Below are 18,335 nucleotides of genomic sequence, written 5' to 3'. Positions count from 1 at the left end.
TGTCAGGTCGGGGCCGTTCGGATCTCGGTGATCAGTCGGTGGTTGCGGGCTTCTTCTCGAGCTTGTGCGTCTCGTCGATGACGTTCACGGCCACTTCGCGCAGCTTCTCGTCGTGCTCACGGGCGTGGTGAGCGCAGAAGAGGAGCTCGAGCCCGGAGGCGAGCTCGACGCGGAGGTAGGCCTGGGCGCCGCAACGGTCGCAGCGGTCAAGCGCCGTCAGTGCGGCGGAACTGGGGGCAACTGCTGTAGTCACTTCGGCCTCTCTTTCAGTCGTTGTCGGGTTCAACGAGCCGGGGTCTGAATTGATTCCCGGTTCTCCGTGTCGCCCGACACAGTCATCCAACCATGGTGCCGGTCTACCCCGTGCGGGGGTCTCCCACACGGTGGACATCCCTCTTTCTGGTGAAACGGTCGAACCCTGTCAGTCTGACGCGAATCGGGACCATCCGGTTGCCACTTCGTGCTCGGAGGTCCTGATCGTGTCCGCTTCGTGATCGGGTTCACGCCTCCAGCCTAGGTCGAAGGGCGAGGGAATGTCGGCAAGCGCCCTGATTCGACCGCTCGTGGCGTCGTTCGAGGGCGTGGCGGCCCTCCCTGCGATCCGATGCGGGATAGATTCGCAGGGAGCACCACGAGCGACTTAGGACACCGTCATCGACAACACGTACAACGCAGCACACCTGTTGGTGCTGGAGGGACTCGAAGCGGTCCGCAAGCGACCCGGCATGTACATCGGCTCCACCGACACCCGCGGGCTCATGCACTGTGTCTGGGAGATCATCGACAACGGCGTCGACGAGGCCCTGGCCGAGGTCGCCCAACGCATCGAGGTCACCCTGCATCCCGACGGCTCCGTCGAGGTCTACGACGACGGGCGCGGCATCCCGACCGACAAGGAGCCCAAGACGGGGCTGCCCGGCGTCGAGGTGGTGGCCACCAAGCTGCACGCCGGCGGCAAGTTCGGCGGCGGCTCGTACGTCGCCACGGGTGGGCTGCACGGCGTCGGGCTCTCCGTGGTCAACGCGCTCTCCTCACGCATGGACATCGACGTCGACCGATCGCCGTCCGCCCAGGGCATCTCGTTCCAGCGGGGCATCCCCGGCGTGTTCGACGGCGACGGGCCGACCGCCTCGTTCACCCCTCGGTCCGGCCTCACCCGCAAGGGGAAGCGGGTGGCCAAGGGCAAGACCGGCACCCGCATCCGGTTCTGGCCGGACCGGCAGATCTTCACCAAGGACGCCGGCTACGTCTACGACGACCTGATCACCCGCGCCCGCCAGACCTCGTTCATCGTGCCCGGCCTCGAGCTGGTGATCCGTGACCAACGTGGCCCGGACCCGGTCGAGGAGAAGTTCCGCCACGACGGCGGCATCGCCGAGTACGCCGAGTTCCTGGCCGAGGGCGAGCCGGTCACCGAGGTGCTGCGCCTCCAGGGCAGCGACACCTTCACCGAGACCGTGCCGATGCTCGACGCCGCGGGCCACATGACCCCGCAGGAGGTCGAGCGCGAGTTGGGCGTCGACGTCGCACTGCGCTGGGGCATGGGCTACGACACCACCCTGCGCTCCTACGTCAACGTGATCGCCACCCCCAAGGGCGGCACCCACGTCAGCGGGTTCGAGCAGGCCATCACCAAGACGTTCAACGACGTGATGCGTTCCGCCAAGGCGCTCAAGGTCAACGACGCCGACGTCATCAAGGACGACGTGCTCGAGGGCATGACCGCGGTGGTCACGGTGCGGCTGGCCGAGCCGCAGTTCGAGGGCCAGACCAAGGAGATCCTCGGCACGTCGGCCGCTCGCACCGTCGTACGCAAGGTCGTCGCGGCGGAGTTGAAGAGCTTCCTGACCTCCACGAAGCGGGCCGAGAAGGCCCAGGCGAAGCTGGTCATGGAGAAGGTCGTCGGTGCGTCGAAGACGCGCATCGCCGCGCGTCAGCACAAGGAGACCCAGCGCCGCAAGAACGCCTTGGAGTCCTCCGCGCTTCCGGCCAAGCTGGCCGACTGCCGGTCCAACGACGTCGAGCGCAGCGAGTTGTTCATCGTCGAGGGCGACTCCGCGCTCGGCACGGCGAAGCTGGCCCGCAACTCCGAGTTCCAGGCGCTGCTGCCGATCCGCGGCAAGATCCTGAACGTGCAGAAGGCCTCGGTCGGCGACATGCTGAAGAACGCCGAGTGCGCCTCGATCATCCAGGTCGTCGGCGCTGGCTCCGGTCGCACCTTCGACATCGACGCCACCCGCTACGGCAAGATCATCTTCATGGCCGACGCCGACTCCGACGGCGCCCACATCCGCACTCTGCTGGCCACCCTGTTCTTCAAGTACATGCCCGACCTGGTCATGCAGGGCCGGGTCTACTCGGCGGTGCCGCCGTTGCACCGCATCGAGATCACCCGCCCGAAGAAGGGCATGGACAAGTACGTCTACACCTACTCCGACGCCGAGCTGCAGCGGAAGCTGGCCGAGCTGAAGCGCAAGAACGTCCCGTGGAAGGACCCGGTGCAGCGCTACAAGGGTCTGGGCGAGATGGATGCCGACCAGCTGGCTGAGACCACGATGGACCCGCGCCACCGCACGTTGCGCCGGATCACCGTCGACGACGCCGACGCCGCCGCTCAGGTCTTCGAGCTGCTGATGGGCTCCGAGGTGGCGCCACGCAAGGAGTTCATCGTGCAGGGTGCGTACGACGTCGACGTGGAGTCGCTCGACGCCTGACGGCGCTGCTCTTTGCGCCTGACGCGTGATGTGCTGTCACCAGGTGAGACCACATCACGCGATAGTGGCGGTCCGGCAAGGGTGAGCGCCGGAAAGGCTAGAACTTCTGGTCGAGCAGGCCCGTGTCGACGTCGTAGATGAAGCCGCCCACCTTGACCGAGTCAGGGATCAGCGGGTGCGCGGTGACGGCGCGGATGTCTTCGGCGAGCGCGGCCAACTGGTCGTTGACCACGTGGAACGCCTGCCATGACGCGTCGACACCGGCGGAGGCGCCGATCTCGTTGCGCAACTCCTCCTGGCTCTTCGAGGTCATCGCGCAGCGGGTGTGGGGGATGACCAGGATCCGGTTGACGTTGAGCAGGTGTACGCCGAGCACGAGCGCCTCGAGGGCGGCCTGGGTGATGCGACCCCCCGGGTTGCGGAAGATCTTCGCGTCACCGGCCTTGAGGCCCACCATGTTGAGCGGGTCGATTCGGGAGTCCATGCAGGTCACGATTGCGACCCCGGCATGGGCGACGCCGTCGAAGCCTCCCAGCTGGAAGTCGTCGGCGAAGGAACGGTTGGCAGCGATCAGGTCGTCGAATTCACTCACGTTTTTCAACTTAGCGGAGCCGGGGTGGTCGCCGTACAAAGGGTCGAGAAATGGGACGCCCGCCCGTGGGGTCAGCCGGCGGAGCGGAGCAGCTCCTTGGTGTCGAGGCCGCGGGTCTGCGCCCCACGGAAGAGCCAGAGGGCGAGGACGGCCGCGACCAGTGCGCAGGCGGCCGCGCCGAAGAAGACCGTGTGCTCCTGGGCGAGCGCGGCCTGGGTGCCGCAGTACCGGGTCTTGCGTGGGTGGTCGGCCAGGCAGTCGAGGTTGGCCTGGTAGAACCACCGGACCCCGATGGTGGTCAGCGCGGAGATGCCGACCAGCATGCCGATCATGCGGGCCACCACGACCAGCGCGGAGGCGACCCCGTGCACCGCGTCGTCCGTGCTGGCCAGCAGAGCGGCGTTGACCGGAGCCAACGCGAGCCCGAAGCCGAAGCCAGCCAGCACCAGGGCGATGTTGGCGGTGGGGTGCTCCAGCGCGTTCTCGTCCCACCGGGTCATCAGCAGGAAGCCGACGGCCGCGGCCACCATGCCGACGGCGGTGACCAGCCCGGCCGACCAGCGGCAGGTGAGGTGGCCGCCGATCACGGCGCCGACCGGCAGGGCGACCAGGAACCGCACCAGCACCAGTGCCGAGAGCAGCTGCGAGTCGCGGTAGATGGTGGTGCGGGCGAAGATCGGGATGTCGATCAGGGCGGCGATGAGCGCGGCCCCGATGAAGAAGCTGACCAACAGGGAGCCCCAGGCCGGTCCGGCAGTGATCGCTCCTCGCGGGATCAGCGGCCGCTCGGCCCGCCGCAGGTGGGCGAGGAAGGCGAGGGTGGCGACCGCTGAACCGAGGAGGTACCACGGCCCCTGCTCGGAGAAGACCTGCACCTCGGGGTCCGCCGTGGCGAAGGCCAGGATCACCCCGCTGAGGGCGATGGCCAGCAGGAGTGCTCCGACGAGGTCGGCGTCCACCAGGTGTCGACTCCAGGCTCGTACGTCGACCAGCGGGCGGCGGGCGAAGACACAACGAAGGAGCAGCACGATGCCGGCACCCATGGCGGTCACACCGATCGGAGTCAGCCAGCGGCCGTCACCGGTGTAGGGGATGAAGAGCTGTCCCCAGGTGAGGTCACGCTGGAGCTGGCCGGGGCGGACCATGGCGACGATGGCGGCAGCGGCGGCAACGAGCACCGCGAGCATCCCGATCCAGTCCGGCCAACCGCGAGGGCCGGCGTCGCGAGGGCTGGCGTCGTCGGGCCCGGCGACGTGATCACCCCCGGCCACCGCCCTGATGGCGAGGGCCAGCAGGATGCCGACGACGAGGTTGATCGCGAAGATGTACTGCCAGGGGGCGAACGCGAGGACCAGGGCGCCGAACAGGGGGCCGAGGACGCTCCCGAGCTCCTGGACGCCGGAGACGATGCCCAAGGGCAGTCCCCGACGCTGCGCCGGGTACAGGTCGGCGACCAGGGCGAGCGTCGCGGGCACGAGACCACCGCCACCCACGCCCTGCAGGAATCGGCCGGTGACCATGCTGGGCAGGTCGTAGGCCAGGGCGGTGATCAGCGAGCCGATCGCGAACACCACGAGCGACATGACCAGGACCGGGACCCGGCCCCGGAGATCTGCGATGCGGCCGATCAGCGGCAGCATCGCCACGTAGCCGAGCAGGAAGCCGGAGATGATCGGCGCCGCGCGTTGCAGCTCGGAGATCGGGATCTTCGCGGTGCCCATCATCTCGGGCAGCGCGAGCACGACGACGTACGTGTCGGCGGCCGCGAAGGCGACCGCGACGGATGCGAAGACGAGCAGGAGCAGGCCTCTGCGTGCTGTCGAGCCGCCGGAGGCCTCGCGCGGGTCGCCGCTCACGACGTCAGGGTGCCTTGACGTCGGACTCGTCGTACTTGCCGTAGTCGCTGAACGTGATCGTGTAGGTCATCGAGTCGACGTCTGGGTAGAACTTGCCGGTCACCGCGACCTCACGCAACTCCTCCTCGGAGCTGATCTGGTAGGTCACGTCGAAGTCGCCGGAGGCGCTCGGGATGATGCGGGTGACCTGGTCGCCGGTGAGGGTGCCGGTGTATTCGGTCAGCACCTCATCGTTGTTGGCCCCGCCTCGGACGTCATCGCCCTGCTCGAGGTTCTCGGTCTCGACCAGAAGGTCGGAGATGCCGTCCTCGGCCGAGATCAGCATCGACGGGTCGGGTGCGCCGTAGTCGGCGGGGTTCTCCTCCTGGAAGCCGGCGCCGAGGATGTTCATCCAGACCTTGCCGTCGACCGCGATCACGTCGACCGGAACAGTCAGGCCGCTGCGCGAGGCGGTGACCTTGCCGTCGAACCCGGCCGGGTGCACCGCGATCCCTTCCGCGTCGGTGACGCCGGAGACGCCGTCGGGGAGACCCTCGGAGTCGAGACTCAGCTTCACACCCGAGGTCTCGTCGAGGGTCTTCTTCGCCAGGGCGAGTGCCTCGTCGGGCTTGTTGTCCTTGCTGATCGGGTCGTCCTTGTCGTCACCGGCGCAACCGGCAAGGGCGAGCGAGGCGACGAGGGCGATCGCGGTGAACGCGCTACGGGTCTTCAACATGGGGTCAGCCTTCCACAGGGGGTGCGGGCGCAAACCGGGCGGCGACCGGTCCGGCGCAGGCCGCGATCGGCTGTGCCGCCGGGATGCCGGAGCCGTCGCGGCGTCCGTTGGCCTCGGGCAGATCGATGGCGGCACCGCTGGCTGCGGCCGCGCGGGCGGGCTCGGGGCCGGCCCAGGCGAAGACGAGGGCGTCCTCGCCCTTGAGGAACCGGTGGCAGCGCACTCCACCGGTGCCACGACCCTTCGCTGGGTACTCGCCGAACGGGGTGACCTTGACCGCGCCGTTCTCGGTGCCGGGCAGGGCCGTGCTCGAACCCGACGCGGTGACCACGACCGAGTCTCCCGAGATGACGCCGAACCAGGCGGCCCGTTCACCGTCGGTGATGCGGATGCCGGCCACACCACCGCCGCCGCGGCCCTGAGGGCGCACCAGGTCGGCGGCGAAGTGGAGCAACTGCCCGTCGGAGGTGATGAAGCAGAGCTCGACGTCCTCGGAGGTGAGCTCGACGGCGCCGACCACCTCGTCGCCGTCCTTGAGCGAGATGACCTCCCAGTCGTCCCTGTTCGGGACGTCGGGGTTGACCCGTTTGACGATGCCGTCCCTGGTGCCGAGGGCGAGCCCCGGGCCGTCGGAGGACAGTCCGGTGAGTCCCAGGACGCGTTCGCCCGCTTCGAGCGCGACGAACTCGCTCAGCGGGAGACCACCGCTGAGGTGCGGGTCGTTCGCGGTCGGCGGCAGGGTCGGCAGCTCCAGCACGCCCAGGCGGACGACCCGTCCGAGGCTGGTGATCACGCCGATGTCACCGCGGGCGGTGCTGCGCACCGCGGAGATGATGACGTCGTGCTTGGCCCGCCCGCCGCCGGTACCGGGTGTGTCGGCCCCGTTGGTGCGGGCCAGCAACCCGGTGGAGGAGAGGTAGACCAGGCACGGGTCGTCGGCGACCTCGAGCGGCACCTCGGCCGCCTTGGTGGCCACGCCCGAGGACTCCAGCAGGACGGTGCGTCGGGGCGTGCCGTAGGTCTTGGCCACCTCGGCCAGCTCGTCGGAGACGACCTTGCGGAGCAGCTTCTCGTCGGCCAGGATCGCGTCGAGCTCCTCGATGGTGCGACGCAGCTCCTCCTGCTCCTTCTCCAGCTCCAGCCTGCTGAACTTGGTCAGCCGGCGCAGGGGCATGTCGAGGATGTAGTCGGCCTGGATCTCGGAGAGCTCGAAGATCTCGATCAGGCGCTCCTTGGCGGCCACCGCGTTGTCGGAGCCCCGGATCACCTGGATCACCTCGTCGATGTCGAGGATCGCGATCAGAAGCCCGTCGACCAGGTGCAGCCGGTCCACGGCCTTGCCCCGGCGGAAGACCGTACGACGACGGACCACGTCGAAGCGGTGCCCGAGGAAGACCTCGAGCAGCTCCTTGAGCCCGAGGGTGCGGGGCTGTCCGTCGACCAGGGCGACGGTGTTGATGCCGAAGGAGTCCTCCAACGGCGTGTGGCGGTAGAGCTGGGCCAGCAACGCGTCGGGGTTGATCCCGTTCTTCACCTCGATGACGAGGTTGAGGCCCTTCTCCCGGTCGGTGAGGTCCTTGATGTCGGAGATGCCCTGGAGCTTCTTGCTCTGCACCAGGATCTTGATCCGCTCGATGATCTTCTCGGTGCCCACGCCGTACGGCAGCTCGGTGACGACGATGCCCTTCTTGCGGGGCGTGACGTTCTCGATGCGAGCGGTGGCCCGCATCTTGAACGTGCCGCGGCCGGTCTCGTAGGCGTCGCGGATGCCCTCGAGCCCGACGATCTTGCCGCCGGTGGGCAGGTCGGGGCCCGGGACGAACCGCATCAGGTCGTCGACGGTCGCCTTCGGGTGCGTGATCAGGTGGCGCAGCGCCTGCACGACCTCGATCAGGTTGTGCGGCGCGATGTTGGTGGCCATGCCGACCGCGATGCCGGTGGTGCCGTTCACGATCAGGTTGGGGAGCGCGGCGGGCAGCACCGTCGGCTCGGTCTCGCGGCTGTCGTAGTTGGGCTTGAAGTCGACGGTGTCCTCGTCGATGGAGGTGACCATCGCCAGCGCAGCCGGAGCCATCCGCGCTTCCGTGTAACGCATGGCGGCGGGGGAGTCGTCGGGGGAGCCGAAGTTCCCGTGGCCGTCGATGAACGGCACCCGCATCGACCACGGCTGTGCCATCCGCACCATCGCGTCGTAGATCGCGGAGTCACCGTGCGGGTGCAGGCGACCCATCACCTCGCCGACCACGCGGGCGCTCTTCACGTGTCCGCGGTCGGGGCGCAGGCCCATCTCGTTCATCGTGTAGAGGATGCGCCGTTGCACCGGCTTGAGGCCGTCGCGGGCGTCGGGAAGGGCCCGGGAGTAGATCACCGAGTAGGCGTACTCCAGGAACGACGAGCGCATCTCGTCACCGACGTCGATGTCGAGGATGTGCTCCTCGAAGTCGTCGGGGGGCGGTGGTTGCGTCGTACGTCGTGCCATGACGGGCATTCTTCCCGGTCGCCCCCTCGATTCCACAGGGGGCACGCCGCCTGCGGTCGGCCAAGTCGGAGAAGGCTTCGGCGACAGGCTAGATTTCAGTCGTGACCGCCTCCGGAAGCACCATGCCCAAGCCGCCACGGCACTGGGCTGCCGACGTCCTCCTGCTGGACGGCAGCACGGCCCACGTGCGGCCGATCCGTCCGGAGGACGCGGACCTGCTCGTCGAGTTCTACGGACGGGTCTCCGACGAGTCGAAGTACTACCGGTTCTTCTCGCCGATGCCGAACCTGTCCGAGAAGGACGTGAAGCGGTTCACCAATGTCGACTACCAGAACCGCATTGCGTTCGTGGTGATGCTGGCCGACCACATGATCGCGGTCGGTCGCTTCGACGTGATCGAGCCGGGTGAGGCCGAGGTGGCGTTCCTGGTCGAGGACCGGCACCACGGCCGCGGGATCGCCCAGATCCTGCTCGAGCACCTGGCCCAGGCGGGTCGTGAGCTCGGCGTGGAACGCTTCGTGGCCGAGGTGCTGCCCGACAACCGGCGGATGATCACCACGTTCAAGGACGCCGGCTATCACGTGGTGGGTGGGTTCGAGGACGGCGTGATGAGTCTCGAGTTCCCCATCGACCCGACCGCGACCGCCATCGGGGTGATGGAGAACCGCGAGCACCGGGCCGAGTCCGCCTCGATCGAGAAGTTCTTCAACGCCCGTTCGATCGCCGTCGTCGGCGCCAGTCGGCGCCAGGACACCATCGGCCAGGCGCTGGTGCGCAACCTGATCACCGGTGACTACACCGGGGTCGTCTACGCGGTGAACCCCACGGCCGAGGCGGTGTCCGGGCTGCCGGCGTACTCCTCGGTGACCGAGATTCCCGGCGAGGTCGACGTGGCCATCGTGGCGGTCCCGGCCACCGCCGTGCAGGACGTCGTGCTCGACTGTGCCGCCAAGGGTGTGCACGGCCTGATCGTGATCTCCTCGGGCTTCGCGGAGACCGGCGAGGAGGGACGACGCCGGCAGCGCCGACTGGTCGGCCTGGCCCGGTCCTACGGGCTGCGGCTGATCGGCCCGAACTGCCTGGGCGTGATCAACACCGACCCCGAGATGTCGCTGAACGCGTCGCTCTCGGGGCTGATGCCGCCCCGGGGTCGTGCTGGCTTCTTCTGCCAGTCCGGTGCGCTCGGCTCGGCGATCCTCGAGAAGGTCTACAACCGCGGACTGGGCCTGTCGACGTTCGTCAGCGCGGGCAACCGTGCCGACGTGTCGGGCAACGACCTCCTGCAGTACTGGGAGGAGGACGAGTCGACCGAGGTCGTCCTGCTCTACCTGGAGTCGATCGGCAACCCGCGCAAGTTCTCCCGCATCTGCCGTCGCGTGTCGCGTCGCAAGCCGATCGTCGCGGTGCGGTCGGGGCGCACCACCCAGGGCGTGCCGATGGGTCACTCCGTGCGCACCATCGCGGCGCCGCAGCAGTCGGTCGACGCGATGTTCCGCCAGGCAGGCATCATGCAGGTCGACAGCCTGGAAGAGATGTTCGACGTCGCCCAGCTGCTCGCCCACCAGCCGCTGCCGGCCGGTCGACGGGTCGCGGTGGTGGGCAACTCCGACGCACTGGGCCTGCTGGCCGCCGACGCCGCGGCATCGGTCGGACTGGTGGTCAGCAAGTCGGTCGCACTGGGCGCCGATGCCACTGCCGAGGACTTCGAGGACGCCCTCGACCAGGCGATCGACGACCCGGACGTCGACTCGGTGGTCGCGGTCTACATCCCCCCGCTCAACGTGACCGGTGAAGAGGTGGCCAACGTGCTCGCCGCCGTCGGCGAGCAGTCGGACAAGCCCCTCGTCTCCACGTTCCTGGGTGCCGAGGGTGTCCCCGAGCTCCTCCGAGTGCCCGACGTGGCCGGCTCCACTGCCGGCCGTGGATCCGTGCCGTCCTACCCCGCGGTCGAGGCGGCGGTGCGGGCCCTGGCCCACGTCGTCGAGTACGCCGTCTGGCTGCGCACGCCCGAAGGGGAGGTCGAGGAGGCCGCCGAGGTCGAGGCCCTGACCGCGAAGAAGCTGATCAACACGGCGTTGATGAACAGTCCCGAGGGTCGCGACCTGGAGTTCGACGAGCTGCGCCGGCTGTTCGCGGCCTACAACATCGACCTGTGGGAGCCGCGTCCGGTCGCCACGGCCGAGGAGGCGGTCGCCGCCGGTGAGGACTTCGGCTGGGACGTCGTCCTCAAGGCCACCGCGGAGCACCTGCGCAACCGCCCCGACCTGGCCCACCTGTGGCGCAACATCCACGACGAGGCCGACATGCGCGAGGGCTGGGCATCGTTGTGCGAGCTGATCACCGACCCGTCCGGCGCCGGATTCGTCGTGCAGCGCAGCGCGCCTCCGGGGGTTCCGGTCTCCATCGCCGCCGTCGAGGACCCGCTCTTCGGCCCGGTGGTCTCCTTCGGGATCTCCGGACCGCTGACCGAGCTGGTGGGCGACAAGGCCTACCGCATCCCACCGCTCACCCTGCACGAGGCACGGGCGATGACGCGCGAGATCAAGAGCTCGCCGATGCTCTTCGGCTACCGCGGCAGTGAGGTGGTCGACGTCGACCGCATCGAGGAGCTGATCCTGCTCGTCGCCCAGCTGAAGAACGACTTCCCGCAGGTGCGGTCCATCGATCTGTCCCTGGTGCTGGCCGGCAAGAACACCGCAACCGTGCTGTCGGCGGAGGCGCGGGTGGAACCGGTCGCCGATCTGCGTTCGGACTGGTTCGTACGCCGGCTCAACGCGCAGGTCGAGGACACCATCCCGGACTGAGCGAGGCTCACACCGGAGTCCGTGCATCGCCTGCACGTTCTCAGTCGCGCCGTGACAGACTCGGCCCATGCGCAACCGTGGACTGACCGACCCCTCCGACACGCCCGCCGCGCTGCGGGCAGCGATCGACCGCACCGGCTACTACCCCGAGGTGGTCGCCGACGGTGTCGATGCCGCGGTCGCGGGGGAGTCGGTGGTCTCGTTCTACGTGCACCACGAGCCGACCATCGAGCGTGACGAGGTGCGACGTCACATCACGGTCGTCGTACTCACCCCGACGCGGCTGATCCTGGCGCACACCGACGAGCACGCCGGTGACGACCTCCTCCCGCAGCCCTACACCTCCACCTCCACCGAGGCGATCGCCCTGTCGGCGGTGCGCTCCGTCGTGGTGACCCGCATGGTGGCCAACCCGACGTCAGGACCGCAGCCGGCTGCCGAGGCCGTGGTGACCGTCGGGTGGGGCGGAGTCGGCCGCATCGACCTCGAGCCGGCTGGATGCGCCGACCCGGACTGCGAGGCCGATCACGGCTACACCGGGCTGCTCGCCTCCGACGACTTCTCGTTGCGGGTCTCGGCCGCGGCCGAGGGCCACGACGCAGTCACCTCGCTGCTGGCCTTCGCCGCCTCCCTCTCCGCGGCCACGCACGGCACACCCGCCCCATGACCGAGGGGTTCGTCGACCCGGCCTACTCGCGGCGCTCACTCGGGGACGTGGTCCCGGCAGTGGCCCGTGCCATCGGCTCACCGCTGGCGGGTGACGGTCCGAGCGACCTCGTGCTGCCCGATGCTGCGGGGTACGTCGTCTTCCTCATCGACGGGCTCGGCCAGCGGCTCCTCGAACGCTACGCGCACGCTGCGCCCTACCTGGCCGAGATCGCGTCCACACCGGGAACGGCCGGTGTCCCGTCCACGACGGCCACGTCCCTCACCTCCCTCGGCACGGGGCTCACCCCGGGGCAGCACGGCCTGGTCGGCTTCACGGCGCGGGTCCCGGGCACCGACAAGCTGCTCAACCACCTCTTCTGGGACCAGGACGTCGATCCCGTCGAGTGGCAGCCCCACCCCACCGCGTTCGCGCGGCTGGCCGGCGCCGGCGTCCAGGTCACGGCGGTCAACCGTCGCGAGTTCGCCGGGTCCGGGCTGACCCGCTCGGGGCACCGGGGGGCTGACTACGTGGGCGCCGACGATGTCGACGAGCGTCTCGCTGCCGTGCTCGACGCCGCCGGCCGGTCCCCGTCCCTGACCTACGTCTACGACGGCAAGCTGGACCACACCGGGCACAAGCACGGAGTGGCCTCGACGGCGTGGCTCCAGGAACTGTCGAACATCGACGCGGCCGCCGAGCACATGCGCGAGTTGCTGCCCGAGTCCGTGCGGCTGCTGGTGGTGGCCGACCACGGCATGATCGACAGTCCCCAGTCCTCGCGCATCGACGTCGACGATCGACTCGAGCTGCGCGACGGCGTGGCCCTGATGGGGGGAGAGGCCCGGTTCCGGCACCTCTACTGCCGACCCCGCGCCGTCGACGACGTGGTGGCCACGTGGCAGCAGGTGCTGGGAGACCGGGCCAGCGTGCTGACCCGCGAGCAGGTGATCGATCGCGGGTGGTTCGGCACCGTGGAGCCCCAGGTGCGCAGCCGTCTCGGTGACGTGATGGTCGCCTGCCACGGCGACACCGCCGTGGTGTCGACCCACGACTTCGCCTACGAGAACACCCTCGTTGGTCTGCACGGTTCGCTGACCCCCGACGAGATGACCATCCCGATCATCCTCGACTGATCCGCCGCAGGAATCCCCGGTGCACCGGGGAAACCTGCACGTTCAGCCGAAGGGGAGGGGCTCGGGGGCGAGTGCGACCGCCTTGGCGCGGGCCGCCGTGAGGTTGCGGCGGTGGTGCTGACGGCACAGCACCTCGTAGGCGACCTCGGCCGGGTCCGTGTCCACCGCCTCGACGTCGCCGACCACGACCACGTCACCCTCGGTGACCATCGCACCGTTCTCCGTGCGTGCGTTGTGGGTGGCCCGTTTGCCGCACCAGCACAGGGCTTCGACCTGGAGCACGTTCATCCTGTCGGCCAGCTCCACCAGCCGGGCGCTCCCCGGGAACAGCAGCGAGCGGAAGTCGGTCAGGATCCCGAACGCGAACACGTCGATCTGCAGCTCGTCGACGACCTTGGCGAGCTGCTCGATCTGGGCCGGAGTGTAGAACTGTGCTTCGTCACAGATGAGGTAGTCGATCCGGCCGCCCTGGGTGAGGGTGTCCACGACGTACTTCCAGAAGTCGAAGTCGGGGGCGACCTCGAGTGCCTCGTGGGTCAGGCCGAGCCGTGAGGAGAGCAGTGCGGCTCCCGAGCGATCATGCGTGGTGAAGATCCGGCCGATCCGACCTCGTGCCGCGTGGTTGTGGTTCGTCTGGAGCGCCAGGGTGCTCTTGCCCGAGTCCATGGTCCCGGTGAAGAAGTGAAGTTCGGCCACGGGGCGCAATGATGCCACGCAGGCCCGCGTTCTCCCCGGTGGGCATCGTCCGGGCCAACAGGCAGGATGGAGACCATGACCGGCCCGCTGATCTCTGCCACCGACCTCCGAGGGCGACTGCCCGATGTGACCGTGCTCGACGTCCGCTACCGCATGGGCGGGCCGCCCGGCCGCGACGAGTTCGCGGCCGGCCACATCCCTGGCGCGGCGTACGTCGACCTCGATCTCGATCTGGCTGCACCACCGGGAGACGGTGGCCGTCATCCGCTGCCCGAGCCCGACGTGTTCGTGGAGGCGATGCGACGTGCGGGCGTGCGCAACGGCCGCACCGTCGTGGTCTACGACGACTGGTCCGGACACGCCGCCGCGCGGGCCTGGTGGCTCCTGCGGCACTACGGCCACGACGACGTCCTGGTCCTCGACGGGGCTTGGCCGGCCTGGACGGCGAGTGGTGGAGAGGTCGAGACGACGTCGACCGCTCCGGTTCCCGGCGACTTCAGCGGTACGCCGGACGCGATGCCGATCGTCGACGCAGAAGACGTGCTCGGCGTCCCGGTGGTGATCGATGCGCGCGCACCGGAGCGGTACCGCGGCGAGGTGGAGCCGGTCGACCCCGTGGCGGGACGCATCCCCGGTGCCGTGAACGTGCCGACCGCGCGCAACCTCGACGAGCGCGGGCGGTTCCGGTCACCACAGGAACTGGAAGAGATCTATCGCTCCGTGGGAGCGGAGTCCGGCGCCCGGGTGGCGGCGTACTGCGGGTCGGGGGTCACCGCCGCCCATGACGTGCTCGCGCTCGAGGTCGCCGGTGTCCGGGCGGCGCTCTACCCCGGCTCGTGGAGCGGCTGGATCACCGACCCTGAGCGGCCGGTCGAGACCGGCTGACCACTGCTACCAGTGGATGCCCTTGAACAGGCGGGCCAGCATGACCTGCTCGCTCTCGCGCTTGCCACCCTCGGCGTCGGTGCCGCGGGCGGCCGCCGAGTCGGGGAACACATGGTAGGCCATGTTCAGCAACCGGAACGACGCCTTCGGGGCGACGGTGTGCGCCACAGCTCCGGCGTTCCCGAGCATGGTGTTCAGCTCGTGCGGCTTCTCGACGAGCGCCTTGATCACGACGTCGGCGGCCTGGGCGGGTGAGATGGTCGGGAACTTGTCGTAGAGCTTGGTCGGCGCGATCATCGGCGTCTTCACCAGGGGCATGTGGATGCTGGTGAACGTGATGCCGTCCCCGACGACCTCGGAGGACACCACGTTGCTCCAGGCGTCGAGCGCGGCCTTCGACGCGACGTACGCGGAGAACCGCGGCGGGCTGGTCTGCACGCCGATGGAGCTGATGTTGACGATGTGGGAGCTCTTCTGCTCGCGCATCGTCGGGAACAGGCCCATGATCAGCCGGATCGCGCCGAAGTAGTTGAGCTGCATGGTGCGTTCGAAGTCGTGGAACCGGTCGTGGCTCAGCTTGATCGAGCGGCGGATCGAGCGCCCGGCGTTGTTGACCAGGAAGTCGACCGACGGCAGCTGGGTGCTCAGGCGTTCGCACAGGTCGTCGATGGCCTCGAGGTCGGAGAGGTCGCACGGGAAGACGTGGGCGGTGCCGCCGCGCATCTCGATGGTGATCTTGAGGTCCTCGAGCTTCTCCTTGCCGCGGGCCACCAGCACCGGGATGCCGCCGGCCTGGGCCACCTTGAGCGCGGTGACCTGCCCGATGCCGGAGGAGGCGCCCGTGATCACGACGTGCTTGCCCTCCAGTGCCTTGCGGATGTCGGCGTCGCGGGCGGTGGTCTGGTCGAGGTTCTCCTCCCAGTAGTTCCACAGCAGCCGCGAGTAGGACTCGAGCGTCGGCACCGAGATGCCCGACCCGGCGAGGACCTGCTCGGTGCGACGGGAGTCGAAGGTCGCCTCGAAGGAGCTGTGCGCGAGCACCTCCGCGGGAATGCCCAGGCGGCCCACGGTCTGGTTGAGCATGGCCTGGACCGGAGCGCTGCGGATCGCGGAGTTGGCCAGGTTGAGCGGGCGCAGCGACCGGGGCAGGGCACCGAGTGGGCGCGAGGTCACCGACCGGCCGATCGGCTGGGCGAACTGGGGCGCACCTGCTGCGGAGCAGAAGGTGTTGATCATCTCGACGACCGGCTGCGGCTCGGGGTTGACCAAGTGGAAGGCCTCCCGGTCGTGCCCCGGGACGTGGGCCAGGTGGTCCATCGCCTTGGCGACGTAGTCAACCGGCACGACGTTGGTGTCGCCGAGGTCGACGCCCAGCATGGGAATCCACGACGGCATCACGTCGCGCAGCCGCTTCATCAACGGGAAGAAGTAGTAGGGCCCGTCGATCTTGTCCATCGCGCCGGTCTCGGAGTGGCCGACCACGATCGCGGGCCGGTAGACCCGCCAGGGGACGCTCGACTCCCGGACCAGCTTCTCGGACTCGAACTTCGTGCGGTGGTACGGCGAGGGCAGCGCCTGGCCCTCGTCGAACATGGTCTCGTCGAACGTGCCGTGGAAGCTGCCGGCAGCAGCGACCGAGGAGACCTGGTGGAAGCAGCCGACCCCCAGGGTCTCGGCGAGGGTGAGGGCGTAGCGCGTGCCGTCGACGTTCATCGCGTCGTTGGTCGCGTCGTCGGCGGTCATGTCGTAGATCGCGGCGAGGTGCACGAAGTGCTCGACCTTGCCGGTGTTCGCCGTGATCCACTCGGGGTCGACCCCCAGGTCGGGCGAGGCGAGGTCACCGATCACCGGCGTGACCCGATCGCTGCCCCAACGGCTGATCAGTCGCTGGAGCCGGGGGAGCGAGCTCTCCCGGCACAGCACGAAGATCTCACCCTCGCGGTTGTCGAGCAGCTCCTGGACGAAGAATCGACCGATGAACCCGGTGGACCCGGTCACGAAATACGACATGGCGGGAGACTAGTCCCGAAATCCCCCGCAGGGACATGGTCCGGACCGAGATGTGGCGAATGTTACTCAGTGGTAACTATTCGGACTTGCCGCCGCCGAACATGATCTCGTCCCAGCTCGGCACCGAGGCCCGGCCCTTCCGACGCGGGGTCTTGCGTGGGGCAGGTTCCTCGGCGGCGGGTTCCTCGGCCGCGGTCTTCTCCGCGCCGGCAGTGGTCCCGTCGTCGGTGGAGGAGGCGGGTCGGTCGCCGGTGCGCGTCGTCGCAGCGGGCTCGTCGGCCAGCGGCTCCGGGGTCGGGGAGAGCGTCGGCTCGTCGTCGGCGCCCGTCGGGGCAGCGGTCTCGGCGCCGCGCACCCGGTCGGCGGTCTCGGTCAGGTCGACGGTCGACTCCTCGTCGGTCCGGTTGGCATCCGCGTCGGATGCCTCCGCGTCGGACGGATCGGTTGTCGGGGTCGCGTCGGGGCCGGAGGCCTCGTTGGCCAGCTCGATCGCGTCGTCGCCCAACGGGAGCTCGTCCTCGGGCACGGCGGAGAGCCGGCGCTGCCGGGCCTGCTTGAGGTCGTCGCGGCGTTCCGGCTTGGCCGGTGCGGACGTGGGCTCACCGACGAGCCAGCGGGCATCGTCGTTCTCGGCGACCACGTAGTTGCCGGGAGCGTCGAAGGTGAACTGCGCGGTGCCCTTGCGCTTGCCGGCGACGTAGGCGCCGGTGAGGGTCCAGCGGCCGTCCTCGCGCCGCCAGGAGTCCCACTCGACGATCTCGGTCGACAACGCGAGCGGGCTGAGCTGGGCGGCCACGGCCTGACCGAGAGTGCGAGCGCCCTGGTCGCCCGCCTTGCGGCGTACGGATGCTCGCTGGGCGCGTTCGGCGACGTGAGCGCGCTCGGCCAGCACCGGGTTGGCGAACGGCAGGATCTTCTCGACGGTGGTGTGTGCCGCCTGGGCAACCGACTCCGGCGACTCCCCGGCACGGATGCGGGCCTGGATGTCGCGTGGACGAAGGGTGCTTTCCATCTGAATCTCCAACTGGCCGAGTCGTGAGTGCTCGCCGCGCAGCGCGGCCCGAAGCAAATTGTCGACGGGGAGGGTGAATTCCTCACCCGAGTCGCTGACCAGCAGCAGGCGCTTCTTGTCCCCGCTCAAACCTACGAGCGTGAGCTGCACCATGCTGATCCTGTCGTCTCGTCTCTTCGTCTCCGGTGTCGCGCCGAGCCTACGCCAGCGGTGTCCGGGCGTGTCGCAGCGCGGGCGGCGCGCCCTGTGTTCGGTCGCCGTGAGTTCCGCATGAGAGGTCGCTCTAAACTCCGCTCATGTCCTCGATGCCGTTGCTGGTCACCTTCGACCTGATCGGCATCTTCGTGTTCGCGATCTCCGGAGCGCTGGTCGCGGTCCGCAAGGAGCTCGACCTGTTCGGGGTGCTGGTGCTGGCCGGCACCACGGGGCTCGGGGGCGGCTTCCTGCGTGACGTGCTGATCGATGCCACCCCGCCGGCGGCCCTGGCCGACTGGCGCTACCTGCTGGTGCCGGTCGCGGCCGGGCTGATCACCTTCGTCCAGCACCCCACACTCGGGCGGATGGAGCCCTACGTCAACGTCTTCGACGCCTTCGGTCTCTCGCTGTTCTGCGTGACCGGAACGATCAAGGCGATGGAGTACGGCCTGGGCCCGGCGCCCGCGGCCCTGATGGGCATGGTCACCGGGATCGGCGGCGGCATGGCGCGCGACGTCCTGGCCGGCCGGGTGCCGGTGGTCTTCCGGGGCGAGCTGTACGCCACCCCGGCGCTGGCGGGGGCCGCCCTGGCAGC

14 protein-coding genes are annotated in these 18,335 nt (G+C 69.1%); 6 read left to right on the top strand and 8 right to left on the bottom strand.

The window, feature by feature from the left end; all coding sequences use genetic code 11:
* Positions 1-31 precede the first annotated feature (31 nt).
* On the bottom strand, positions 32-253 hold the full coding sequence (locus NJ4_RS14505; protein ID WP_067436479.1) for a DUF7455 domain-containing protein: 222 nt from the start codon (positions 251-253) through the stop codon (positions 32-34).
* A gap of 400 nt (positions 254-653) precedes the next feature.
* Here NJ4_RS14505 and NJ4_RS14500 point away from each other — a divergent pair, with 400 nt between their 5' ends.
* Positions 654-2,714, top strand: a complete 2,061-nt coding sequence (locus tag NJ4_RS14500; protein WP_067436476.1) for a DNA gyrase/topoisomerase IV subunit B — start codon at positions 654-656, stop codon at positions 2,712-2,714.
* Between the two features lie 97 nt (positions 2,715-2,811).
* On the opposite strand, the gene NJ4_RS14495 is transcribed toward NJ4_RS14500, so the two are convergent.
* The 4 genes from NJ4_RS14495 to NJ4_RS14480 all read right to left on the bottom strand — a co-directional run bounded on the left by NJ4_RS14495 (position 2,812) and on the right by NJ4_RS14480 (position 8,356).
* Entirely contained in the window at positions 2,812-3,306 is a 495-nt protein-coding gene (locus NJ4_RS14495; RefSeq protein WP_217996873.1) for a beta-class carbonic anhydrase, read from the bottom strand.
* 71 nt (positions 3,307-3,377) lie between these two features.
* Positions 3,378-5,162: an MFS transporter gene (locus NJ4_RS14490; RefSeq protein ID WP_082748653.1), complete on the bottom strand. Its 1,785-nt coding sequence runs from the start codon at positions 5,160-5,162 to the stop codon at positions 3,378-3,380.
* Positions 5,163-5,166: 4 nt separating this feature from the next.
* Positions 5,167-5,877 carry an LppX_LprAFG lipoprotein gene (locus NJ4_RS14485; protein ID WP_067436473.1) on the bottom strand — a complete coding sequence of 237 codons (711 nt, stop codon included), beginning with the start codon at positions 5,875-5,877 and terminating at the stop codon, positions 5,167-5,169.
* A gap of 4 nt (positions 5,878-5,881) precedes the next feature.
* A complete protein-coding gene (locus NJ4_RS14480) occupies positions 5,882-8,356 on the bottom strand; it encodes a DNA gyrase/topoisomerase IV subunit A (protein ID WP_067436470.1) in 2,475 nt (824 codons plus the stop codon).
* A gap of 101 nt (positions 8,357-8,457) precedes the next feature.
* On the opposite strand from NJ4_RS14480, the gene NJ4_RS14475 reads away from it, so the two are divergent.
* From NJ4_RS14475 to NJ4_RS14465, 3 genes are all read left to right on the top strand, one after another.
* Positions 8,458-11,160, top strand: a complete 2,703-nt coding sequence (locus NJ4_RS14475; protein WP_245644578.1) for a bifunctional acetate--CoA ligase family protein/GNAT family N-acetyltransferase — start codon at positions 8,458-8,460, stop codon at positions 11,158-11,160.
* 67 nt (positions 11,161-11,227) lie between these two features.
* Positions 11,228-11,827 (top strand): DUF5998 family protein, encoded by a 600-nt coding sequence (locus NJ4_RS14470; protein ID WP_067436467.1) that lies wholly within the window; start codon positions 11,228-11,230, stop codon positions 11,825-11,827.
* Positions 11,824-12,942, top strand: a complete 1,119-nt coding sequence (locus tag NJ4_RS14465) for an alkaline phosphatase family protein (protein WP_067436464.1) — start codon at positions 11,824-11,826, stop codon at positions 12,940-12,942. Before NJ4_RS14470 ends, NJ4_RS14465 begins: the two co-directional genes overlap by 4 nt.
* A 42-nt stretch (positions 12,943-12,984) precedes the next feature.
* On the opposite strand, the gene NJ4_RS14460 is transcribed toward NJ4_RS14465, so the two are convergent.
* Complete coding sequence (locus NJ4_RS14460; protein ID WP_067436461.1) at positions 12,985-13,638, bottom strand: thymidine kinase; 654 nt, start codon at positions 13,636-13,638, stop codon at positions 12,985-12,987.
* Positions 13,639-13,713: 75 nt separating this feature from the next.
* Here NJ4_RS14460 and NJ4_RS14455 point away from each other — a divergent pair, with 75 nt between their 5' ends.
* Positions 13,714-14,523 (top strand): sulfurtransferase, encoded by an 810-nt coding sequence (locus tag NJ4_RS14455; RefSeq protein ID WP_217996872.1) that lies wholly within the window; start codon positions 13,714-13,716, stop codon positions 14,521-14,523.
* A gap of 6 nt (positions 14,524-14,529) precedes the next feature.
* On the opposite strand, the gene NJ4_RS14450 is transcribed toward NJ4_RS14455, so the two are convergent.
* Both NJ4_RS14450 and sepH read right to left on the bottom strand, forming a co-directional pair.
* The gene (locus tag NJ4_RS14450) at positions 14,530-16,533 is read right to left on the bottom strand and encodes an SDR family oxidoreductase (RefSeq protein ID WP_067436454.1); all 2,004 of its coding nucleotides are present in this window, start codon (positions 16,531-16,533) and stop codon (positions 14,530-14,532) included.
* 76 nt (positions 16,534-16,609) lie between these two features.
* Positions 16,610-17,698 (bottom strand): septation protein SepH, encoded by a 1,089-nt coding sequence (gene sepH / locus NJ4_RS14445; protein ID WP_067436451.1) that lies wholly within the window; start codon positions 17,696-17,698, stop codon positions 16,610-16,612.
* Positions 17,699-17,841: 143 nt separating this feature from the next.
* Here sepH and NJ4_RS14440 point away from each other — a divergent pair.
* A partial coding sequence (locus tag NJ4_RS14440) for a trimeric intracellular cation channel family protein (protein ID WP_067436448.1) occupies positions 17,842-18,335 on the top strand: 494 nt, incomplete at its 3' end.

This window comes from Nocardioides jensenii JCM 1364 = NBRC 14755 (genome assembly GCF_001552535.1).
Taxonomy (GTDB): Bacteria; Actinomycetota; Actinomycetes; order Propionibacteriales; family Nocardioidaceae; genus Nocardioides; species Nocardioides jensenii.
The sequence above is the reverse complement of the archived record's forward strand: the minus strand, read 5'-3'. Positions and strand labels throughout refer to the sequence as shown.